Annotated in this window: 22 protein-coding genes; 11 read left to right on the top strand and 11 right to left on the bottom strand. The window is 42.5% G+C overall.

Translation table 11 applies throughout. From position 1 onward, the window contains the following. Positions 1 to 77 precede the first annotated feature (77 nt). Positions 78 to 662: a CotG/ExsB N-terminal domain-containing protein gene (locus QA442_RS03360; protein ID WP_279473704.1), complete on the bottom strand. Its 585-nt coding sequence runs from the start codon at positions 660 to 662 to the stop codon at positions 78 to 80. 141 nt (positions 663 to 803) lie between these two features. On the opposite strand from QA442_RS03360, the gene cotH reads away from it, so the two are divergent. The 3 genes from cotH (at position 804) to QA442_RS03375 (ending at position 3,892) form a co-directional block, all read left to right on the top strand. Continuing rightward, positions 804 to 1,892: a spore coat protein CotH gene (gene cotH, locus QA442_RS03365; RefSeq protein WP_095432945.1), complete on the top strand. Its 1,089-nt coding sequence runs from the start codon at positions 804 to 806 to the stop codon at positions 1,890 to 1,892. A 127-nt stretch (positions 1,893 to 2,019) separates the two neighbouring features. After that, positions 2,020 to 3,156 (top strand): spore coat protein CotH, encoded by a 1,137-nt coding sequence (locus tag QA442_RS03370; protein WP_103749283.1) that lies wholly within the window; start codon positions 2,020 to 2,022, stop codon positions 3,154 to 3,156. Between the two features lie 58 nt (positions 3,157 to 3,214). Next, on the top strand, positions 3,215 to 3,892 hold the full coding sequence (locus tag QA442_RS03375; protein ID WP_095432017.1) for a DUF2642 domain-containing protein: 678 nt from the start codon (positions 3,215 to 3,217) through the stop codon (positions 3,890 to 3,892). 54 nt (positions 3,893 to 3,946) lie between these two features. Here the strand turns inward: QA442_RS03375 and QA442_RS03380 are convergent, their stop codons facing one another. Together QA442_RS03380 and alsR are read right to left on the bottom strand one after the other, a co-directional pair. Further along, on the bottom strand, positions 3,947 to 5,275 hold the full coding sequence (locus QA442_RS03380) for an arsenic transporter (protein ID WP_095432016.1): 1,329 nt from the start codon (positions 5,273 to 5,275) through the stop codon (positions 3,947 to 3,949). A gap of 214 nt (positions 5,276 to 5,489) precedes the next feature. Continuing rightward, the gene (gene alsR, locus QA442_RS03385) at positions 5,490 to 6,398 is read right to left on the bottom strand and encodes an acetoin biosynthesis transcriptional regulator AlsR (protein WP_095432015.1); all 909 of its coding nucleotides are present in this window, start codon (positions 6,396 to 6,398) and stop codon (positions 5,490 to 5,492) included. Positions 6,399 to 6,554: 156 nt separating this feature from the next. On the opposite strand from alsR, the gene alsS reads away from it, so the two are divergent. The 3 genes from alsS (at position 6,555) to QA442_RS03400 (ending at position 9,723) form a co-directional block, all read left to right on the top strand. Continuing rightward, the gene (gene alsS, locus QA442_RS03390) at positions 6,555 to 8,267 is read left to right on the top strand and encodes an acetolactate synthase AlsS (protein ID WP_095432014.1); all 1,713 of its coding nucleotides are present in this window, start codon (positions 6,555 to 6,557) and stop codon (positions 8,265 to 8,267) included. A 61-nt stretch (positions 8,268 to 8,328) separates the two neighbouring features. Beyond that, positions 8,329 to 9,096, top strand: a complete 768-nt coding sequence (gene budA / locus QA442_RS03395) for an acetolactate decarboxylase (RefSeq protein WP_014665621.1) — start codon at positions 8,329 to 8,331, stop codon at positions 9,094 to 9,096. A 99-nt stretch (positions 9,097 to 9,195) separates the two neighbouring features. Next, the gene (locus QA442_RS03400) at positions 9,196 to 9,723 is read left to right on the top strand and encodes an NAD(P)H-dependent oxidoreductase (RefSeq protein WP_095432013.1); all 528 of its coding nucleotides are present in this window, start codon (positions 9,196 to 9,198) and stop codon (positions 9,721 to 9,723) included. A 39-nt stretch (positions 9,724 to 9,762) separates the two neighbouring features. Here the strand turns inward: QA442_RS03400 and QA442_RS03405 are convergent, their stop codons facing one another. From QA442_RS03405 to QA442_RS03440, 8 genes are all read right to left on the bottom strand, one after another. Next, on the bottom strand, positions 9,763 to 10,059 hold the full coding sequence (locus QA442_RS03405; protein WP_095432012.1) for a DUF3892 domain-containing protein: 297 nt from the start codon (positions 10,057 to 10,059) through the stop codon (positions 9,763 to 9,765). Positions 10,060 to 10,214: 155 nt separating this feature from the next. Then, positions 10,215 to 10,751: an SH3 domain-containing protein gene (locus QA442_RS03410; protein ID WP_095432011.1), complete on the bottom strand. Its 537-nt coding sequence runs from the start codon at positions 10,749 to 10,751 to the stop codon at positions 10,215 to 10,217. A gap of 109 nt (positions 10,752 to 10,860) precedes the next feature. Continuing rightward, positions 10,861 to 11,778 carry a ribose ABC transporter substrate-binding protein RbsB gene (gene rbsB / locus QA442_RS03415; protein ID WP_069150446.1) on the bottom strand — a complete coding sequence of 306 codons (918 nt, stop codon included), beginning with the start codon at positions 11,776 to 11,778 and terminating at the stop codon, positions 10,861 to 10,863. A gap of 12 nt (positions 11,779 to 11,790) precedes the next feature. Then, the gene (gene rbsC, locus QA442_RS03420; RefSeq protein ID WP_071581661.1) at positions 11,791 to 12,759 is read right to left on the bottom strand and encodes a ribose ABC transporter permease RbsC; all 969 of its coding nucleotides are present in this window, start codon (positions 12,757 to 12,759) and stop codon (positions 11,791 to 11,793) included. A gap of 1 nt (position 12,760) precedes the next feature. After that, on the bottom strand, positions 12,761 to 14,242 hold the full coding sequence (gene rbsA, locus QA442_RS03425) for a ribose ABC transporter ATP-binding protein RbsA (protein ID WP_095432010.1): 1,482 nt from the start codon (positions 14,240 to 14,242) through the stop codon (positions 12,761 to 12,763). Positions 14,243 to 14,257: 15 nt separating this feature from the next. Continuing rightward, positions 14,258 to 14,653, bottom strand: a complete 396-nt coding sequence (gene rbsD, locus QA442_RS03430; RefSeq protein ID WP_095432009.1) for a D-ribose pyranase — start codon at positions 14,651 to 14,653, stop codon at positions 14,258 to 14,260. After that, a complete protein-coding gene (gene rbsK, locus QA442_RS03435; protein WP_095432008.1) occupies positions 14,650 to 15,531 on the bottom strand; it encodes a ribokinase in 882 nt (293 codons plus the stop codon). Before rbsK ends, rbsD begins: the two co-directional genes overlap by 4 nt. Further along, on the bottom strand, positions 15,524 to 16,513 hold the full coding sequence (locus QA442_RS03440) for a LacI family DNA-binding transcriptional regulator (protein ID WP_095432007.1): 990 nt from the start codon (positions 16,511 to 16,513) through the stop codon (positions 15,524 to 15,526). Before QA442_RS03440 ends, rbsK begins: the two co-directional genes overlap by 8 nt. A 783-nt stretch (positions 16,514 to 17,296) precedes the next feature. Between QA442_RS03440 and pgsB the strand changes: the two genes are divergently transcribed. From pgsB to pgdS, 5 genes are all read left to right on the top strand, one after another. Further along, complete coding sequence (gene pgsB / locus QA442_RS03445; protein ID WP_003227883.1) at positions 17,297 to 18,478, top strand: poly-gamma-glutamate synthase PgsB; 1,182 nt, start codon at positions 17,297 to 17,299, stop codon at positions 18,476 to 18,478. A 14-nt stretch (positions 18,479 to 18,492) separates the two neighbouring features. Further along, a complete protein-coding gene (gene pgsC / locus QA442_RS03450) occupies positions 18,493 to 18,942 on the top strand; it encodes a poly-gamma-glutamate biosynthesis protein PgsC (protein ID WP_003227889.1) in 450 nt (149 codons plus the stop codon). Between the two features lie 18 nt (positions 18,943 to 18,960). Further along, a complete protein-coding gene (gene pgsA, locus QA442_RS03455) occupies positions 18,961 to 20,103 on the top strand; it encodes a capsular polyglutamate synthetase PgsA (protein ID WP_095432006.1) in 1,143 nt (380 codons plus the stop codon). A 14-nt stretch (positions 20,104 to 20,117) separates the two neighbouring features. Beyond that, positions 20,118 to 20,285 (top strand): extrachromosomal elements maintenance protein EdmS, encoded by a 168-nt coding sequence (gene edmS, locus QA442_RS03460; protein ID WP_014665607.1) that lies wholly within the window; start codon positions 20,118 to 20,120, stop codon positions 20,283 to 20,285. Between the two features lie 140 nt (positions 20,286 to 20,425). Beyond that, a complete protein-coding gene (gene pgdS / locus QA442_RS03465) occupies positions 20,426 to 21,667 on the top strand; it encodes a gamma-DL-glutamyl hydrolase (RefSeq protein WP_095432033.1) in 1,242 nt (413 codons plus the stop codon). Positions 21,668 to 21,776 lie beyond the last annotated feature (109 nt).

The following is a 21,776-nucleotide window of genomic DNA, read 5'->3' on the forward strand; positions in this document are numbered from 1 at the left end:
TATATCTAATACAGGGGAAATGAAAAAATAGGCTTCCGTACCTTCGCCGGCAGCCTATTGAAACATGGAAACTTAAATTATTTGTATTTCTTTTTGACTACCCAGCAATTGCCGTCTTTCCAGTATTCTTTTTTGCTGTCATAATCATCGTGCTTTTTGCAGTGTTTCTTATGGGAACGGTAAGATTTTTTGTATGTGCGGCATGACTTCTTATAGCTTCGGGATTTTTTGTAGGAACGGCAAGATTTTTTATAGCTGCGAGATTTTTTGTAAGAACGGTAAGATTTTTTGTGGCTGCGAGATTTTTTGTGAGAACGGTAAGATTTTTTGTAGCTGCGAGACTTTTTGTGAGAACAGTAATATTTTTTGTGGCTGCGAGATTTCTTGTGAGAGCAATATGATTTTTTGTGGCTGCGAGACTTCTTGTGAGAGCAGTATGATTTTTTATGGCTGCGAGACTTCTTGTGAGAGCAGTATGATTTTTTATGGCTGCGAGATTTTTTGTGAGAGCAGTATGATTTTTTATGGCTGCGAGATTTTTTGTGCGACTTTTTATGACTGCGTTTTTTTCCATGAGGCTCTTGGTATAAATAATCCTTTAAACCTTCTTTTTTAGCGGATTTCACCGCTTCTTTGATGTCAGAATGGGAATAGTGGCCCAATTTGAAATCCTCCTTTTTAAAAATATGTTAAGGATGAAGCTCCTTACTACCCTCATAGTACGCGCGGTTTTAAAAAGTGTATAAGTGTTCCGCTGAGATCGCATAAAAATAAAAGCCTAAAATTTGTAAGGGGGATTATGGATGAAGAATCAATCCAATTTACCGCTTTATCAGCTGTTTGTTCATCCAAAAGATTTGCGTGAATTAAAAAAGGATATATGGGACGATGATCCGGTGCCGGCTGTGATGAAGGTAAACCAAAAAAGGCTGGATATTGATATTGCGTATCGGGGATCACATATCAGAGACTTCAAAAAGAAGTCATACCATATTTCCTTTTATCAGCCTAAGTTATTCCGCGGCGCACGAGAGATTCACTTAAATGCGGAGTATAAAGACCCTTCTTTGATGAGAAACAAATTGTCTTTGGATTTTTTCTCAGAGCTAGGGACGCTGTCTCCAAAGGCAGAGTTTGTGTTTGTAAAGCTGAATGGGAAGAATGAAGGGGTTTATCTTGAACTAGAATCCGTTGATGAATATTACTTAGCAAAAAGGAAGCTGGCGGACGGTGCGATTTTTTACGCGGTGGATGATGATGCTAACTTTTCTCTGATGAGCGATTTGGAAAGAGAAACGAAGACCTCGCTGGAGCTTGGATATGAAAAGAAGACAGGGACTGAGGAGGATGATTTTTATTTACAGGATATGATTTTTAAAATTAATACTGTCCCTAAAGCTCAGTTTAAATCAGAAGTGACAAAGCATGTGGATGTCGATAAGTATTTGCGATGGCTTGCCGGTATTGTATTCACCTCAAACTATGATGGGTTTGTCCACAACTACGCATTATACAGAAGCGGGGAAACCGGATTATTTGAGGTGATTCCTTGGGATTATGACGCGACCTGGGGCAGGGATATCCATGGAGAGCGGATGGCTGCCGATTATGTAAGGATTCAAGGGTTTAATACACTAACCGCCCGGATATTGGATGAACCCGATTTTCGCAGGTCTTACAAGCGCCTGTTAGAAAAAACGCTCCAATCTCTTTTTACAATAGAATATATGAAACCGAAAATCATGGCGATGTATGAATGGATTAGGCCGTTTGTTCTGATGGACCCGTATAAAAAGAATGATATTGAGCGTTTTGATCGTGAGCCGGATGTGATCTGCGAGTATATTATAAACCGTTCACAATACCTCAATAATCATTTAAGTATTTTATAAATGTGTGAAAATGGGTATTCGCTGAAAAAGCGACAATTAGGCTATTGAATTAGTTCAACAAATAAATGTGACACGTATATATGCAGTATGTTTATCATCTATGTATAAGTGACTAGGAGGAATTTGAATGAGCAAGAGGAGAATGAAATATCATTCAAATAATGAAATATCTTATTATAACTTTTTGCACTCAATGAAAGATAAAATTGTTACTGTATATCGTGGAGGTCCGGAATCTAAAAAAGGAAAATTAGCAGCTGTAAAATCAGATTATATTGCTTTACAAGCTGAAAAAAAAATAATTTATTATCAGTTGGATCATGTGAAAAGCATTACTGAGGATACCAATAATAGCACTACAACAATTGAAACTGAGGAAATGCCCGATGCTGATGATTTTCATAGCTTAATCGGACAATTAATGAACCAATCAGTTCAATTTAATCAAGGGGGTCCGGAATCTAAAAAAGGAAGATTAGTCTGGCTGGGAGATGATTACGCTGCGTTACACACAAATGAGGATGGGGTAGTGTATTTTGCTATCCATCACATCAAAAGCATAAGTAAACATGAGTCCGATTTGAAAACAGAAGAACAGACGCCAGCGGGTGTCCTGGAAGCTGATGAATTAAGCGAGGTTTTTAAAAGCCTAACTCATAAATGGGTTTCCATTAATCGTGGAGGTCCGGAAGCAATTGAGGGTATCCTTGTAGATAATGCTGACGGCCATTATACTTTAGTGAAAAATCAAGAGGTGCTTCGCATCTATCCTTTTCACATAAAAAGCATCAGCTTAGGTCCAAAAGGGTCGCACAAAAAAGAGGATCAAAAGAATGAGCAAAACCAAGAAGACAATCATGATAAAGACAGCAGTTCGTTCATTTCATCAAAATCATCTAAACGATCACTAAAATCTTCAGATTATCAATCATCCAAATCTGGTCGTTCGTCACGTTCAAAAAGTTCGTCAAAATCATCTAAACGATCACTAAAATCTTCGGATTATCAATCATCCAAATCTGGTCGCACGTCTCGTTCAAAAAGTTCGTCTAAATCATCCAAACGATCACTAAAATCTTCAGATTATCAATCATCCAAATCTGGTCGTTCGTCACGTTCAAAAAGTTCATCAAAATCATCTAAACGATCACCAAGATCATCAGATTATTCAAGTTCCTTCAAAAGTTCAGGAAGACAAAAAGAAGATTATAGCCATGAAACGATTGTCAGAACGATAGACTATCACTGGAAACGTAAATTTTAATTGATAACGAGGAGCATCAGATTGAGTGATGCCCTTTTTCAGTTAAAGGAGGAGAATAGTGAAAGGTTTGAATCAATTACTTGACACAGATGTTGAGGTTGTCATTTCAGGAGATACAAGGTTTGTTGGCACCCTCATAGATGTCGGACAGGATATTTTTGTTATATTTGATGGCTGCAATTATCTTTATATTCCATTGTTGCATCTTCATCAAATGAACAAGGCGAAAATTATGACCAGCAATAAGAAATCAATTTTGATCAATCCGGAAGATCCAATGACGGAGGCAGAAACTCAAGCTTTTTCATATAGAAATACATTAAACAAGGTCAAAAGCCAGTTTATTGAAGTTTATGTAACTGGGGGTCGATCGATACATGGGTATGTTACAAACGTTTTAAACGATTATATTGTATTTTTCTCACCCGTATTTAAAATCCTTTTTATATCTATGCATCATTTAAAGTGGTTTACCCCTTATTCAACTGAACAAACACCGTATACTCTTGATAACTCACAATTGCCTGTCGTGCCTTCCAATGTTCCTCTTGTCCGTAATTTTGAGGAGCAGATCAAAAAATATATTGGTGAATTGGTCATATTCGATATGGGAGAGGTGCCAGAAAAAGTCGGACTATTAAAAGATGTTTCCAATAATATAATTGAGCTGATTAACGCAAGTGGAGAGCCGGTCATTTGGAAGTTGAATCATCTAAAGACAATGCATCTTCCCTAGTGTATAAGAACTGCCCTCTTGAATAGCGGAAGGCAGTTTTTCATTCCATACTGGCTAAAGAAATAACCAACTGATCCAAACATATAAACATGCCAACGTAAAAAGAACAGTCAGCGGAATGATGATAATGGTCGTTTTGATATATTCGCCCCATGAAATACTTTCATCATGCTGTTTTAGTATATGCATCCAAATAAGCGTTGCTAAGGTTCCTATAGGCAATAATAATGAACCGATATCACTGCCGATAATATTTGCCAAGTAGATGATTTTTGTTGTTGAAGGATTCAGTGGCATTTCAGTTAAGGTAAAAGTACTGATCATTAAAGCTGGATGGTTGTTAAATAGATTAGAAAAGACTGAAGTAGAGATTCCCGATGCGAAAGTTGCATGGGCGAGGCTTCCAGAAACCACTGGTTCAAAATAGCTCACAAGTAACTCAGTGAATCCGATATTATGCAGACCATAAATTAAGACATACATAGTAAAAGCGAATATAAAAATGTGCCAAGGAGATTTGTATAACAAGTCTTTTGGGGAGGTTTTGAAATAAATCCATCTCCAGCCCAAAAGAATAAAGGACCCGATGACAGCGACAAGAGGAACAGAAATACCGGTATATGATGCTGCAAATAGACTCAATCTGACGAGAAAAACAAATGCAAGCACAAACAGCATGATTTTTGTTTGATTTCGTTCTCGTAAAGGAGCTGACGGCGAATGAAGAGGATGGTACCTTCTATGCTGCAGAGACTGAAAATGGCCCGGTATATCTGGCAGGCTTTTGGGAAGACGTTTATAAAAGAACATAAACAGTAGACAAGTCATAAAAATGAGTCCCATCATACTAGGGACAAACATCATGGCGGTATGAAGATAAAGATCCATTCCAATGATTTTGAGAGAAATTAAATTCACAATATTACTTACGCCAATCGGTGCGCTAGAGGCTGTGGCTACTAAAACACCGCTTAATAAATATGGGGTTTTTTGATGTTTTTTTAAACCTAAATATTTTAGTACAAGCAAAAGGATTGGGGTTGTAATCAAAACGCTCCCATCATTATTTAGGAAAATGGTCATGAGAAAGCAGAGCAAATTGGTTAGCCAAAAAAGCTTGATGCCAGAACCTCTGGATTGTTGGAGCAGTTTTGCAGCCACCCAATAAAAGAAACCAAAGCTTTCCAGTGCAATGGCCATAATCATAGTGGCAAGGATTGTAACCGATGCACCCGTGACTTTTGTTCCTATTTCCCCTAAGTCTGCCAATGACACACTTCCGCACAATAAAACCATTAAAGCGCCTAATGTTGCGGGGATAGCTTCATTTAGTCCTTTTGGCCTCCAGTAAATAAAAATCAGTGTTGCAAAAAAAGCGAGCAATGTTAATATGCTGGTGAACTCAATAATTTACTTCACCTCTCTATCTTTCATTATTAAAATCAGACGATTGTCATGCGCTTACTAATGTCCTTGCCAACTATTTGTACTGTATGTATACGTATACTGATATGAAGTTGTACTAAGCGATTATATTAAATTAATAAAAATTCCATAAGAATCCCAAAAGAAAAAAGAGATTGCAAGTATGTATCGTTCATGTACCTGCATCACTCTCTTTAGTTCTTGTCTGTTGACAATTTGAAATATGAATAAAGTGCTTTAAAAGCGGATTATGATTGTCTTTGCGATAAGCGATAACCCATTCTGCATTAAGCTGTATTTGGTCCATATTTCGATAAGTAACATCCAGATTAAATAATTTTTTGGCTGAGGAAGGAACAAATGTAATACCAATTCCAGCACTGACTAAACCAATCACCATTTGATATTCTGTAGCTTCCTGGACGATGTTGGGTTTGAAGCCCGCTTGCTCACAGAACTGAATAAAATCCATGTATAGAGTAGGCCATGCTTCTTTAGCTACAGTAATAATTGGTTCATCTCTTAAATCCTCAATCGTAATTGATTCCTTAGAAGTCAATGGGTGTTGCTTAGGCAAAGCTAAAACACAAGGGCTGCTTTGGGCGGTTTCGATATGCAAAGCTGTATGCTGTAAGGGAGGATGAAGTATACCAATATCAATGTTGCCCTTTAGTAGCTCCTCCTGCTGCCTAGACGAGGATATTTCACGTAACTCTATTTTTACAGATGGGAATTTTTTGCGATATTCCCGGACAATCGGCGGCAGAAATTCATATGTAGCTGATCCGACAAAACCGATTACGAGATGGCCGTGCTCGCCTCGTGCCGTTCGCTGTGCCAGTTCAATTCCTTGTCCGATTTGCATCAATGCCATGCGGCAATGATTTAAAAAGATTTCTCCTGCTGCGGTAAGCTCGACAAATCGCTTTGTCCTTTTCAGAAGCGTAACCCCGACTTCTTCCTCCAGCTGTTTGATCTGCTGGCTGAGAGGAGGCTGCGTCATGTTCAGCCGTCGGGCAGCCTTTCCGAAATGAAGCTCTTCGGCTACCGCGATAAAGTATTGAAGATGGCGAAGCTCCATTCAATATGCATTCCTTTCCATAGGTTAATAATTCGTATTACATATTAATCATAAGGCGAATCGATATTGGAGGTCAATTTCCAAAGAGTGTATAGTGAAACGTATCACAAGTCATTTAAAATTTTACGTTAAAATGCATAATAAGGAGTGAGGGTGTTGACAAAAGCAACAAAAGAACAAAAATCCCTTGTGAAAAACAGAGGGGCGGAGCTTGTTGTTGATTGCTTAGTGGAGCAAGGTGTCACACATGTATTTGGCATTCCGGGTGCAAAAATTGATGCGGTATTCGATGCTTTACAAGATAGAGGACCTGAAATTATCGTTGCCCGGCACGAACAAAATGCAGCATTTATGGCGCAAGCAGTCGGCCGTTTAACTGGAAAACCGGGAGTCGTGTTAGTCACATCAGGGCCAGGTGCATCTAACTTGGCAACAGGTTTGCTGACAGCGAACACTGAAGGAGACCCTGTCGTTGCGCTTGCTGGAAACGTGATCCGTTCAGATCGTTTAAAACGGACACATCAATCTTTAGATAATGCGGCGCTATTTCAGCCGATTACAAAATACAGTGTAGAGGTTCAAGATGTAAAAAATATACCGGAAGCTGTTACAAATGCATTTAGGATAGCGTCAGCAGGGCAGGCTGGGGCCGCTTTTGTGAGCTTTCCGCAAGATGTTGTGAATGAAGTCACAAATACGAAAAACGTGCGTGCTGTTGCAGCGCCAAAACTCGGTCCTGCAGCAGATGATGCAATCAGTGCGGCCATCGCAAAAATCCAAACAGCAAAACTTCCTGTCGTTTTAGTCGGCATGAAAGGCGGAAGACCGGAAGCGATTAAAGCGGTTCGCAAGCTTTTGAAAAAGGTTCAGCTTCCATTTGTTGAAACATATCAGGCTGCCGGTACCCTTTCAAGAGATTTAGAGGATCAGTACTTCGGCCGGATCGGTTTATTCCGCAACCAGCCTGGCGATTTGCTGCTTGAGCAGGCGGATGTCGTTCTGACTATCGGCTATGACCCAATTGAATATGATCCGAAATTCTGGAATGTCAATGGAGACCGGACACTCATCCATTTAGACGAGATTATTGCTGACATTGACCATGCTTACCAGCCGGAACTTGAATTGATTGGTGACATTCCGTCCACGATCAATCATATCGAACACGATGCTGTAAAAGTGGACTTTGCAGAACGTGAGCAGAAAATCCTTTCTGATTTAAAACAATATATGCATGAGGGTGAGCAGGTGCCTGCAGATTGGAAATCAGACAGAGTGCATCCTCTTGAAATCGTTAAAGAATTGCGTAATGCAGTCGATGATCATGTTACAGTGACCTGTGACATCGGTTCACACGCGATTTGGATGTCACGTTATTTCCGAAGCTACGAGCCGTTAACATTAATGATCAGTAACGGTATGCAAACACTCGGCGTTGCGCTTCCTTGGGCAATCGGCGCTTCATTGGTGAAACCGGGAGAAAAAGTGGTTTCTGTCTCTGGTGACGGCGGTTTCTTATTCTCAGCAATGGAGTTAGAGACAGCAGTTCGACTAAAAGCACCAATTGTACACATTGTATGGAACGACAGCACATATGACATGGTTGCATTCCAGCAATTGAAAAAATATAACCGTACATCTGCGGTCGATTTCGGAAATATCGATATCGTGAAATATGCGGAAAGCTTCGGAGCAACTGGCTTGCGCGTAGAATCACCAGACCAGCTGGCAGATGTTCTGCGTCAAGGCATGAACGCTGAAGGTCCTGTTATCATTGATGTCCCGGTTGACTATAGTGATAACATTAATTTAGCAAGTGACAAGCTTCCGAAAGAATTCGGGGAACTCATGAAAACGAAAGCTCTCTAGCACTCTGCGCATCACGACACTGTTTTATGAACAGCACTAATTAAAAGGAGTGAAGGGAAATATGAAACGCGAAAGCAACATTCAAGTGCTCCACCGCGGCCAAAAAGATCAGCCTGTGAGCCAGATTTATCAAGTATCAACAATGACTTCTCTATTAGACGGAGTATATGACGGGGATTTTGAACTGTCAGAGATTCCGAAATATGGGGACTTCGGTATCGGAACCTTTAACAAGCTTGACGGAGAGCTGATTGGGTTTGACGGGGAATTTTACCGTTTGCGCTCAGACGGAACCGCGACACCGGTCCAAAAAGGGGACCGTTCACCGTTCTGTTCATTTACGTTCTTTACACCGGACATGACGCACAAAATTGATGCGAAAATGACACGTGAAGAGTTTGAAAAAGAGATCAACAGCATTCTGCCAAGCAAAAACTTATTTTACGCAATCCGTATTGACGGACTGTTTAAAAAGGTGCAGACAAGGACGGTAGAATTGCAAGAAAAACCTTACGTGCCAATGGTTGAAGCGGTCAAAACACAGCCGATTTTCAACTTCGACAACGTGAGAGGAACGATCGTAGGTTTCTTGACACCAGCTTATGCAAACGGAATCGCCGTTTCTGGCTATCACCTGCACTTCATTGACGAAGGACGCAATTCAGGCGGACACGTTTTTGACTATGTGCTAGAGGATTGCACGGTTACGATTTCTCAAAAAATGAACATGAATCTCAGACTTCCGAACACAGCGGATTTCTTTAATGCGAATCTGGATAACCCTGATTTTGCGAAAGATATCGAAACAACTGAAGGAAGCCCTGAATAATAGAAAAAAAGAAAGCCCCTTTTTGCAGGGCTTTCTTTTTATTTGGCTCTTTTCCTGATTTTAGATAAAATAACATCAAAACAGTAAGGGTGTGGTCTGATGAAAATATTGGTTTTGGCAGTTCATCCTCATATGGAGACATCAGTTGTTAATAAGGCGTGGGCTGAGGAATTGAGCAAACATGACAATATCACAGTACGGGATCTTTATAAGGAATACCCGGATGAAGCGATAGATGTTGCGAAGGAACAGCAGCTGTGCGAGGAATACGATCGGATTGTCTTTCAATTCCCGCTATATTGGTACAGCTCTCCGCCGCTCTTGAAAAAATGGCAGGATCTTGTGCTGACTTACGGCTGGGCTTTTGGTTCAGAAGGAAATGCCTTGCATGGCAAGGAGCTGATGCTGGCTGTGTCAACAGGAAGCGAAGCGGAAAAATATCAAGCCGGCGGAGCCAATCATTACTCGATCAGTGAGCTATTGAAACCATTTCAGGCCACGAGTAATCTGATCGGTATGAAGTATCTGCCTCCATATGTGTTCTATGGCGTGAATTATGCAACTGCAGAGGATATTTCTCTCAATGCAAAACGATTAGCCGAATACATCCAGCAGCCTTTTGTTTAAAAGAAAGCCCTGCCCGACATACGGCAGGGCTGTTTGTGATTAAAAATCCGGCAGTTCAGACAGGTTATTTTCCTTCGTGCCGTCCGGTTCACTTCGCAAAATGTCACGCCCGTATTTATGAAAGACATCAACATGAGCGAGCTTTCCTGTTTTTGCTTCTGACAGCGCTGTAGGGTAATCGAGCTCTCTTCCTGTATTGGTTTTCACTGCGATAATATTGTCTTCCTCATTTCTTCTAACCGCAATAATTTCTTCTTTTCCAGATGGGACATTTTCCTGATCGGCAGTTGTTTGCCGGGCTTTATACGATTCGTATGCTGCTTCAAATTGATCCATATTTACACCTCCGCTTTTTAGCGTGAACAAAAATGTCGATGATCATGTAAGGTTTTGACACAGCATACGACAATATTTCCTGAGAAATATCTTGGGAATGTGACAAATCCATTCATAATAAAAGGGATTCCGCACAAATACGGAATCCCTCTCAGTTATTTTGTCATGCGTAAATCCTGTGTTTTCATATAACCTGTCGCACCGCCGTAATCAACGAATACCCAATCAAAATCAAAACCGCCTTTATTCGTTTTACTCCAGCCTAAAAAAGAAACGCTTGTGTTTGCTGGGAGAGTCTTGATGCTCTTTCCGTCAGCGGATGTGTATACTTTCGTTTTTGTTTTGGTTTTTACTGTTGTTGCTGCTTTTACAATGTAATGAGTGGAGACAAAGCCTGTTTTTCCGTTTTTATAATGAACCTTTGCCCAGTCGGCACTGGAGAAGGAAATCAGCTTTAAGCTATCGCCTAAGTGCAGTGTATCGGCTTTCTGGCTTGATGCGGAAGCCTTCGTTCTGACATTTAGAGCCTCTGCTGACACCAAATAAGAATCAATCGGATAACTGTATAAATCGTCAATGCTTACAGTTGTTTCTGGCTGTTGAGCATGGATCGTGTTAGCGCCGCCTGCAGTAGCCGCAGTCATTCCAGCCGCAAGTGCTAAAGTTGAAAATATTTTTATTGGTTTGTTCATGTCGTTCCTCTCCTCACGTAAGAGAAATAATTCACTCTATATCCCTATTCACGTTATCGCAGGTTTCTAAACATGAAAAAGGATCAGATAAAAATCTGATCCTTGACTATTATTTTTGTGTTTCTAGTTTGAGAGGCGCGGATATTGATTTTTTCACTTTTTTTCCGTGCAAAATGTCATCTGCTGCTTCTGTAGCCAGTTTACCGATTAATTCAGGCTGCTGAGCGACGGTGGCTGATAGCTTTCCGTCTTTAATGGAAGCGAGCGCATCTTTATTGCCGTCAAAACCGATCACCAATATGTCTTTCCCCGAACTGTTAATTGCCTCGAGGGCACCGAGTGCCATTTCATCATTGTGAGCAAAAACAGCTTGGATATCAGGATGCCCCTGCAACAGATTTTCCATGACTGTCAGGCCCTTGGTCCGGTCAAAGTCAGCTGATTGTTTTGTGACGACATTGAGCTTTTTGTCTGCGATGTGATGGAAGCCGGAGCCGCGTTCCCGTGTGGCAGAGGCGCCAGGCACGCCTTCAAGCTCTGCTACCTTTGCTCCTTTTCCAAGTTTGTCGGCAATAAATGCCGCGGCCATTTCACCGCCTTTTATATTATCAGAAGCAACGAGAGTTTCAACTTTTCCTTGTTCGGCGGATCGATCGATTGTGACGACGGGCACACCGACTGCGTTTGCAGATTCTACTGCCGTTGAGATCGCCGAAGAATCAGTCGGGTTGATTAATAATGCATCAACGCCTTGCTGAATTAAATCTTCCACGTCACTTGTCTGTTTCGATGAATCATTTTGTGCATCCACAATGATCACTTTCATTCCCCGTTTTTCAGCTTCTTTTTCGATGCCCTTTTTTAATGAGACAAAAAAAGGATTATTAAGCGTGGAGACGGACAAGCCGATGGTGAATTCCTTTTTGTTCCCCGAGTTTGACGGCTTTGCCCATTGGGGAGGCTCAAGCGAACAGGCGGTTAACAAAAATAATGATAACGTTAAAATGACGGATACAGCCTTTTTCATGTGAAAACCCTCCTATGCTGACTTCTTGCGGTCTAACAATACCGCAATTAAGATGACAATCCCTTTGACAACCAGCTGATAAAATGATGAGACGCCCAGCAGATTAAGACCGTTATTAAGTGTGCCGATGATCAGCACCCCGATTAACGTGCCGACAATGCGTCCGCGGCCGCCGGAAAGACTTGTCCCGCCTAAGACGACTGCCGCGATAGCATCCAGTTCGTACGATTCCCCGGCAGTCGGCTGGGCTGAATGCAGGCGGGAAGTCAATATGGCACCTGCAAGAGCGGATAAAAGTCCAGCTAAAGAATAGATCATCACTTTCACGCGTGTCACTTTGATGCCTGAAATGAGCGCGGCTTTTTCGTTGCCGCCGATAGCGTATGTTCGGCGTCCAAATGGTGTTTTATGAAGAAGCACCCAAAGGATGACAAAGGCAAGAACCATCGTAATTGCCGGTACAGGAATGCCTAAAAAGTAACCGCGTCCGAACATCTGAAAAGCGTAGTTTGTGCCAAGTCCGGTAATTGGATTTCCGTCAGTATACACAAGCGTCAGTCCGCGAAACACAGTCATAGTCGCAAGTGTGGCGATAAAGGGCGCCATTTTTCCTTTTGTGATCAATAATCCGTTGATCATGCCGAGTAAGGCACCAATGATACAGCCAAGGATGATCGCGAGAACCGGATCAACACCGGATACAATCATTCCCGCAACTAAAGCGCTGGACAGGGCAAGAATAGCGCCGACAGAAAGATCAATGCCGCCTGTCAAAATCACAAACGTCATGCCGAACGCGATTAATCCGTTAATGGCGACCTGGCGAAGCAGGTTTAAAATATTCAGCGGTTCAAGAAAGCTGGGATTTAAAATAGATACAATGATTACGAGAATAAATAAACCAAGAAACGGGCCGAGTTTTTGCATGACTCCGTCGAAGTGAATCCGTTTGTGTTCTGTTTGCAGTTGTTCCGTTTTCATATTACCGCCCTCCCGTGGCAAGTGTCATAATTCGTTCTTGTGTTGCTTCTCGCGCATCGATTTCTCCGCTGATTCTGCCTTCATGGATCACGATAATCCGATCGCTCATTCCGAGAATTTCCGGCAGCTCTGATGACACCATGATGATAGCGACGCCGCGTTCGGTCAGCTCATTCATCAGCGTATAAATCTCTCGTTTGGCTCCAACATCCACACCTCTGGTTGGCTCATCCAAGATAAGCACTTTCGGTCCGATGCCGATCCACTTGGCTATCACCACTTTTTGCTGGTTTCCACCTGACAAATGGCGTGCGTGCGTTTCCCGTGATGCTGTTTTGATAGTCAGGCGTTTGATTAACAGATCGACAAATTCAGCCTCCCGCTTGTGATCAATGAGACCCTTTGGTGAAAAGCTGGACAGATTGGGCAGGGCAATATTTTCGCGGATCGAGGTGTCGAGCAGGAGCCCTTCATCCTTGCGATTCTCTGTAATAAAGCCGAGACCTTTTTTCACGGCTTCCTGCGGGTTCTTAATAGCCGTTTTTTTCCCTGCGATCCATATCTCGCCCGTGTCCAGCCTGTCAACGCCGAACAGCGCTCTCATCATTTCTGTCCGGCCGGCTCCCATTAATCCTGATACACCGACGATCTCACCGGAACGAACATAAAAGCTGACATCTTCAAACCTCCCTTTTATAGAGGCATTTTTCACCTCAAATACTTTGTCACCGAGAGAAGGAGCGCGTTTTGGATATCGTTCAGTCAGCTCCCGTCCGACCATTTTTTTGACGACGTCATCAAAATCAGTTTCTGAGATGTTTGTTGTATCCACCGTTTTTCCGTCACGCATGATGGTAATTCTGTCGCAAATCGCAAAAATTTCTTCCATGCGATGAGAAATATAGACAATGGAGACGCCGTTCTTTTTTAATGCTGTAATGACCTCAAAGAGCTTGCTGATTTCTCGTTCGGTCAAAGCAGCGGTCGGCTCATCCATAATGATCACTTCGGCATTTGTCATAAGCGCTTTTGCGATTTCAATCATTTGCTGCTGTCCAACAGAACATTCACCAGCTTCTTGATCGAGAGAAAGAGAGACAGAGAGTTTGTCAAATTGCTTTTTTGCTAGCGCTTTCATTTTTCTTGTTTGTAAAACGCCCAGCTTGGAGGATATCTCCTTACCGATAAATAGATTCTCCAGAACAGTCATTTCCGGCCAGATATTCAATTCCTGATGGATAAAGGCTATCCCATGCTGTTCCGCTTCTTTTGGATTGGAAAAATACGTTTCGTTTCCATTTATGCTGATTTGGCCTTGATCCGATTTGTGCAGGCCTGTCAGAATGTTCATAAGCGTGGACTTGCCGGCGCCGTTTTCTCCCATTAACGCGTGAACCTCGCCAGATAAGAGCTGAAAGGAAACGCCTGATAGCACCTGGTTTTTTCCAAATGCTTTATGAATGTCTTTCATTTCAATCTGCATGTTTTCTCCTCCTTTCTAGAAAAGCACACCCGCCTGCAGGATGCAGTTGGCATATGGTGTGAATTCACCCGTTCTAATGATGGCTTTTGCTTCTTTTGTCAGCAGCTTAAACTCCTCGTGAGAAAGGTATTCAATCTTTTGTTTAGAGAAAAGATTTTCTAGAAATCTCGCATTCTCCTGATTAGATGCTTTTATTTCAGCTGCAGCAATGACTTTTTCGACGACCATCTCGTCAGCGAGCACTGCCGCTGTCTCTTGGAAAGCCGGAAGACCCGGCTTCAATGAAAGATCAATTTTTAAAACGCCGTCAGGAACCGGGAGTCCGGCATCCGCGATGACAATTTTATCAGTGTGGCCAAGGTCAGCTAAAAGCTTGGCAAGATGGCTGTTCAGTATACCGTGTTTTTTCATGACAGCAGCTCCTCTACTTCATTTCTCGTCGGCATTCCGCCTTGGGCACCGAAGGAACAGACAGAAAGGGAAGCCGCTCGATTGGCAAACCGCAATGCAGCTTCAATGTCTTTTCCTTCAGCCAGAGCCACGGCAAACGCTGCGTTAAACGTATCACCGGCTCCGGTTGTATCAACGGGCTCAACAGGGAAGGACGGGATGAGCACCTCTTTGCTGCCAGCTGAATAGCGGACGCCTTGTTTTCCTTCCGTAATAAAGAGCTTTGCCGGATAAAGCGCCAGAGCTTCAGAAATGGTAAGCTCAGGGAATAAGAGCGAAGCCTCGTGTTCATTCGGCGTGAGATAGGTGGCGTGATCAATTGTTTCCTGCTTCAACGGGCGGGCCGGTGCCGGGTTTAGCATGATCGGGATATCGTGGGAATGGCAGTATTTGCACACCTCATCAACCGTTTCCTCTGGAATTTCCTGCTGAATCAGGACCATATGGAGCTTTTCAATCTGTTCAAGCGCATGTATCGCATACGCTGGAGTGATGTCATCGTTCGCGCCTTTGACAACGACAATGCTGTTATCACCTTCAGCAAGCACAATGTGGGCGGTTCCGCTTTCTTTGTGTGTAACCGGTTCCATATAGTCAATGCGAACACCGTTTGCTTTTAGGTTATTCAAAATAGCTGTTCCATAATGATCGTCTCCAACCTTCCCGACCATAAATACTTGAGCCCCAAGTCTTGCTGCGGCAACCGCCTGATTTGCTCCTTTGCCGCCCGGCACAGTTTGAAACGACGTGCCAAGAACCGTTTCACCGGCTTTCGGGCGTTTGTCCGAGGTGACCACTAAATCCATAGAAGAACTTCCAATCACACAAATATTACGCATCCTCATCTTCCTTTCTTGTCGTCTTTCTTCCTATATAGGTGACAGGCATTTGAATTGCCGTTTCTGCCAGCGGCTGTTTTTTGATGATACGCAAAAGCAGTCTGGCTGCTTCTTTTCCCATATCATATGATGGCTGTTTAATTGTAGACAGTGGCGGGAACAGCAGCTCGCTTTGCGGAATGTCATCATAGCCGATAATTTGAATGTCCTCCGGCACGTTTTTTCCGCGCCGCAATGCTTCATGTAAAACTGCAGCGGCTTGAATATCGTTACTCGCGATCACACCGTCTGTCGCTGGATAAGCGGCAAACAGCTTCTTCGCCATTGATTGTGCATCTTTAATAGAAAATGAAGCAGTTTCAATCACCTGAAAATCAACTTCAGCCTGCTGTAAAATTTCCAAAGTGCCGTTAAAGCGGTCTTGAGCGGTCGGCAGGTGAGCGGGGCCTCTCAAGAGCGTAATGCGCCGGCTTTTTCCGTGAATAATAGCTTCGGCGGCTAACTTTCCTCCTGTATAGCCATCACTGGATACAGAAGGGGCCCCTTCAAGTGTTCTGTCCAGAAAAACGACCGGATAATTCATGCCGCTGTATTCCTCAAGATCCGGGTAATTCGTTGCGGCAATAATGCCTGCAACATGGTTTTGCTTAAATGTTTGAAGGTACTCAAGTTCCTTTTTCAATTCCTCGTCACTGTTGCCGAAAATAAGGCGATAGCCCTCCTGGTTCAATTCATCCTCCGCACCGCGGGCAAGCTGGGGGAAGAAAGGGTTTGTGATATCCGGGAGCAAAAGTCCGATCAGCCGGGATTCTCTTTTATATAGAGATCTGGCGACTTCATTCGGGTAATAGTTCAGCTCCTCCATCGCCGCTATGACACGGGTTCGCGTTTCTTCGTGTACATAGCCGTTACCATTCAGGACGCGGGAAACCGTCGCAACTGAAACGCCCGCCGCTCCGGCGACATCTTTAATTGTAGCCAAAACAGCTCCTCCTCGTTTATGTAACCGTTTACATAGATAGATTATCATGGGTGATCCGAAGTTGGCAATAAAAATATCAAAAGAAATCTATTTGTAAATTGTATATATAATTGAAAAATTTAAGGTTTTCACTCTTTTTTTGACAAAGTCTTCACAAATATGGATGAAGATTTCTTGAACAAATATTAAGTTTTATTAAAATTGTTTCAATGTCATGCGTTTAGACCTGTAAATGAAAAGAAACAGGAAAGACTATCAGCCCAGAAAATGTTTAATTATGTTAGAGAATTCGGACTCGTAAATTTAGCGTTTTCATCTTGGAACTCCTTAGTCATTTTGGAATGGGCCTCATATTGCTTATTCCATGCAGAAAGGATGACATTATGACCTTATCCTTAAGAAACAGGATCAAACTATTTTGTGTTCATAAGAACCGGAAACATGCATGAGAGCGGGAGAAGTTTGATAATACAGGCTGAAAAAAAGATTGATTTGAAATGCATATTAAATTTAAACAGCAGGGTGTGACTATACGTACAGAAGGATATCAGAAGCAAAATGAAAGCGCATTCCTTTTGATTTTTTAAAAAAGAGATAAGGTGTAAGTCCTGCTGTTTACCAAAAATAGAAAACAGTTTGTAGGTATAAAATCTCTTTCAAAAGAGAATTTTGGCATAGTCGATGAGGGGAGATTATGTTACATAATGCCGATTGAGAATTCATAGTGATTCTATATACTGATGAATGAATTTACAACAATATAGAAGGAGATGTCGAAAAGCAATGTGGTTACTCATTATAGCCTGTGCTGTCATACTGGTCATCGGAATATTAGAAAAACGACGACATCAGAAAAACATTGATGCCCTCCCTGTTCGGGTGAATATTAACGGCATCCGAGGAAAATCGACTGTGACAAGGCTGACAACCGGAATATTAATAGAAGCCGGTTACAAGACTGTTGGAAAAACAACAGGTACAGATGCAAGAATGATTTACTGGGACACACCGGAAGAAAAGCCGATTAAACGGAAACCACAGGGGCCGAATATCGGAGAGCAAAAAGAAGTCATGAGAGAAACTGTAGAAAGAGGGGCTAACGCGATTGTCAGTGAGTGCATGGCTGTTAACCCGGATTATCAAATCATCTTTCAGGAAGAACTTCTGCAGGCCAATATCGGCGTCATTGTTAACGTTTTAGAGGATCATATGGATGTCATGGGGCCGACGCTGGATGAAATTGCGGAAGCGTTTACCGCTACTATTCCTTATAATGGCCATCTTGTCATTACAGATAGTGAATATACCGAGTTCTTTAAACAAAAAGCAAAAGAACGAAACACAAAAGTCATCATTGCTGATAACTCAAAAATTACAGATGAATATTTACGTAAATTTGAATACATGGTATTCCCTGATAACGCTTCTCTGGCCTTGGGCGTGGCTCAAGCACTCGGAATTGATGAAGAAACAGCATTTAAGGGAATGCTGAATGCGCCGCCAGATCCGGGAGCAATGAGAATTCTTCCGTTGATCAGTCCGAGCGAGCCTGGGCACTTTGTTAATGGGTTTGCCGCAAACGACGCTTCTTCTACTTTGAATATATGGAAACGTGTAAAAGAAATCGGTTACCCGACCGATGATCCGATCATCATCATGAACTGCCGCGCAGACCGTGTCGATCGGACACAGCAATTCGCAAATGACGTATTGCCTTATATTGAAGCAAGTGAACTGATCTTAATCGGTGAAACAACAGAACCGATCGTAAAAGCCTATGAAGAAGGCAAAATTCCTGCAGACAAACTGCATGATCTAGAGTATAAGTCAACAGATGAAATTATGGAATTGTTAAAGAAAAGAATGCACAATCGTGTCATATATGGCGTCGGCAATATTCATGGTGCCGCAGAGCCTTTAATTGAAAAAATCCACGAATACAAGGTTAAGCAGCTCGTAAGCTAGGGGGAAATGCAGACATGTTCGGATCAGATTTATACATCGCACTTATTTTAGGTGTACTACTTAGTTTAATTTTCGCGGAAAAAACAGGGATCGTGCCGGCAGGACTGGTTGTACCGGGATATTTAGGACTTGTGTTTAATCAGCCGGTCTTTATTTTACTTGTTTTGCTAGTGAGCTTGCTCACGTATGTCATTGTGAAATACGGTTTATCCAAATTTATGATTTTGTACGGACGCAGAAAATTCGCTGCCATGCTGATAACAGGGATCGTACTGAAAATCGCATTTGATTTTCTATACCCGATTGTACCATTTGAAATCGCAGAATTTCGAGGAATCGGCATCATCGTGCCAGGTTTAATTGCCAATACCATTCAGAAACAAGGTTTAACGATTACGTTCGGAAGCACGCTTCTATTGAGCGGAGCGACCTTTGCTATCATGTTTGTTTACTACTTAATTTAATGTAAGGTGTGTCAAACGATGAAAAAAGAACTGAGCTTTCATGAAAAGCTGCTAAAGCTGACAAAACAGCAAAAAAAGAAAACCAATAAGCACGTATTTATTGCCATTCCGATCGTTTTTGTCCTCATGTTCGCTTTCATGTGGGCGGGACAAGCAGAAACACCGAAGGTCAAAACGTATTCTGACGATGTACTCTCCGCCTCATTTGTCGGCGATATTATGATGGGCCGCTATGTTGAAAAAGTAACGGAGCAAAAAGGGGCAGACAGTATTTTTCAATATGTTGAACCGATCTTTAAATCCTCGGATTATGTAGCAGGAAACTTTGAAAACCCGGTAACCTATCAAAAGAATTATAAACAAGCAGATAAAGAGATTCATCTGCAGACGAATAAGGAATCGGTGAAAGTATTGAAGGATATGAATTTCACGGTTCTCAACAGCGCAAACAACCACGCCATGGATTACGGCGTTCAGGGCATGAAAGATACACTTGGAGAATTTGCGAAGCAAAACCTTGATATCGTTGGAGCGGGGTACAGCTTAAGTGATGCGAAAAAGAAAATTTCGTACCAGAAAGTCAATAGGGTAACAATTGCGACGCTTGGCTTTACCGATGTGTCCGGGAAAGGCTTCGCAGCTAAAAAGAATACACCTGGCGTGCTGCCCGCAGATCCTGAAATCTTCATTCCTATGATTTCAGAAGCGAAAAAATATGCGGACATCGTCGTCGTGCAGTCACACTGGGGCCAAGAGTATGACAATGATCCAAACGACCGCCAGCGCCAGCTTGCAAGAGCCATGTCTGATGCGGGAGCTGACATCATCGTCGGCCATCACCCGCACGTCTTAGAACCGATTGAAGTATATAACGGAACCGTCATTTTCTACAGCCTCGGAAATTTTGTCTTTGACCAGGGCTGGACGAGAACGAGAGACAGTGCACTGGTTCAGTATCACCTGAAGAAAAATGGAACAGGCCGCTTTGAAGTGACACCGATTGATATCCATGAAGCAACACCTGCACCAGTGAAAAAAGACAGCCTTAAACAGAAAACAATTATTCGCGAACTGACGAAAGACTCTAATTTCGCTTGGAAAGTAGAAGACGGAAAACTGACGTTTGATATTGATCATAGTGACAAACTAAAATCTAAATAATCGGAGTGATAAAGATGAAATTTGTCAAAGCCATCTGGCCGTTTGTTGCCGTAGCCATCGTGTTCATGTTTATGTCAGCTTTTAAATTCAATGATCAGCTGACAGATCAGGAAAAACAGAAGATTGATACGGAGATGCATAAAATCCAACAGCAGGAAGAAACGGCAAGCACCAATAAATAATTCAAAAAAGAGAGTGTCTGATGAGACACTCTCTTTTTATTTACCCAGCATATTCATTCTGTAAAAATTTCAAAATGTTGCTTAACATATTCAAAAAAATACCGATGTTAAAACTGCAAAAAGAGGAGGAGATACGAAAAGTGAACTCACTAGCAAACTGGAAGAAGTTTTTGCTTGTGGCGGTTATCATTTGTTTTTTGGTTCCCATTATGACAAAAGCGGAGATTGCGGAGGCTGATACATCATCTGAATTGATCATCAGCGAAGCAAAAAGCCTGCTTGGTTATCAGTATAAATACGGCGGTGAATCGCCGAAGGAGGGCTTCGACCCTTCAGGATTGATACAATATGTTTTCAGTAAGGCTGATATTCATCTGCCGAGATCTGTAAACGACCAGTATAAAATCGGAACAGCTGTAAAACCGGAAGACCTGAAGCCGGGTGATATTTTGTTTTTCAAGAAAGAGGGGAGCAGCGGCACTGTTCCGACACACAACGCTCTCTATATCGGAGACGGCCAAATGATTCACAGTACACAGTCAAAAGGGGTTATCATCACCAATTATAAAAAAAGCAGCTATTGGAGCGGGTCTTATATCGGGGCGAGACGAATTGCTGCCGATCCGGCAACGGCTGATGTTCCTGTCGTTCAGGAGGCTGAAAAATATATCGGCATTCCATATGTGTTTGGCGGCAGCACACCGTCAGAGGGCTTTGATTGCTCGGGGCTTGTGCAATATGTGTTTCAACAGGCACTCGGCATTTATCTGCCGCGATCAGCCGAACAGCAGTGGGCAGTGGGCGAGAAGGTAGCCCCTCAGAATATAAAGCCAGGTGATGTCGTCTATTTCAGCAATACGTATAAAACAGGAATTTCGCATGCAGGCATTTATGCCGGCGCGGGCAGGTTTATCCAGGCAAGCCGATCAGAAAAAGTAACCATTTCCTATTTATCAGAGGATTACTGGAAATCGAAAATGACGGGCATTCGCCGATTTGACAACCTGACAATCCCGAAAGAAAATCCGATTGTGTCCGAAGCTACGCTTTATGTCGGTGAAGTGCCTTACAAACAGGGCGGAGTGTCTCCAGAGACAGGATTTGATACAGCTGGATTTGTCCAGTATGTATACCAGAAAGCAGCCGGTATTTCCCTGCCTCGATACGCAACAAGCCAGTACACAGCCGGCACTAAGATTGAGAAGGCGGACCTGAAGCCGGGAGACATTGTGTTCTTTCAATCAACAAGCTTAAATCCCTCCATCTATATCGGAAACGGACAAGTTGTTCATGTCACATTATCAAACGGCGTGACCATCACCAATATGAATACGAGCACGTATTGGAAGGATAAATACGCAGGAAGTATACGAGTGCAATAAAAGAAAAAGACTCCAATCTCTGGAGTCTTCAGCGTGTTGACAAACCCTCGCATTCTTTGTCAAGCCTGCGCGTCGGTGCTCACGAATTAGAATATTCGCTCCGCTCCAA

This window comes from Bacillus stercoris, assembly GCF_029772985.1.
Lineage (GTDB): Bacteria > Bacillota > Bacilli > Bacillales > Bacillaceae > Bacillus > Bacillus stercoris.

Excerpts from the sequence above, each read along its gene's own strand:
- pgsB (WP_003227883.1), top strand. The coding sequence starts at position 17,297 with ATGTGGTTACTCATTATAGCCTGTGCTGTCATACTGGTCATCGGAATA.
- cotH (WP_095432945.1), top strand. The coding sequence starts at position 804 with ATGAAGAATCAATCCAATTTACCGCTTTATCAGCTGTTTGTTCATCCA.
- alsR (WP_095432015.1), bottom strand. The coding sequence starts at position 6,398 with ATGGAGCTTCGCCATCTTCAATACTTTATCGCGGTAGCCGAAGAGCTT.
- pgsA (WP_095432006.1), top strand. The coding sequence starts at position 18,961 with ATGAAAAAAGAACTGAGCTTTCATGAAAAGCTGCTAAAGCTGACAAAA.
- QA442_RS03405 (WP_095432012.1), bottom strand. The coding sequence starts at position 10,059 with ATGGATCAATTTGAAGCAGCATACGAATCGTATAAAGCCCGGCAAACA.
- pgsC (WP_003227889.1), top strand. The coding sequence starts at position 18,493 with ATGTTCGGATCAGATTTATACATCGCACTTATTTTAGGTGTACTACTT.
- QA442_RS03400 (WP_095432013.1), top strand. The coding sequence starts at position 9,196 with ATGAAAATATTGGTTTTGGCAGTTCATCCTCATATGGAGACATCAGTT.
- QA442_RS03370 (WP_103749283.1), top strand. The coding sequence starts at position 2,020 with ATGAGCAAGAGGAGAATGAAATATCATTCAAATAATGAAATATCTTAT.
- rbsC (WP_071581661.1), bottom strand. The coding sequence starts at position 12,759 with ATGAAAACGGAACAACTGCAAACAGAACACAAACGGATTCACTTCGAC.
- rbsA (WP_095432010.1), bottom strand. The coding sequence starts at position 14,242 with ATGCAGATTGAAATGAAAGACATTCATAAAGCATTTGGAAAAAACCAG.
- edmS (WP_014665607.1), top strand. The coding sequence starts at position 20,118 with ATGAAATTTGTCAAAGCCATCTGGCCGTTTGTTGCCGTAGCCATCGTG.
- budA (WP_014665621.1), top strand. The coding sequence starts at position 8,329 with ATGAAACGCGAAAGCAACATTCAAGTGCTCCACCGCGGCCAAAAAGAT.
- rbsD (WP_095432009.1), bottom strand. The coding sequence starts at position 14,653 with ATGAAAAAACACGGTATACTGAACAGCCATCTTGCCAAGCTTTTAGCT.
- QA442_RS03410 (WP_095432011.1), bottom strand. The coding sequence starts at position 10,751 with ATGAACAAACCAATAAAAATATTTTCAACTTTAGCACTTGCGGCTGGA.
- rbsB (WP_069150446.1), bottom strand. The coding sequence starts at position 11,778 with ATGAAAAAGGCTGTATCCGTCATTTTAACGTTATCATTATTTTTGTTA.
- rbsK (WP_095432008.1), bottom strand. The coding sequence starts at position 15,531 with ATGCGTAATATTTGTGTGATTGGAAGTTCTTCTATGGATTTAGTGGTC.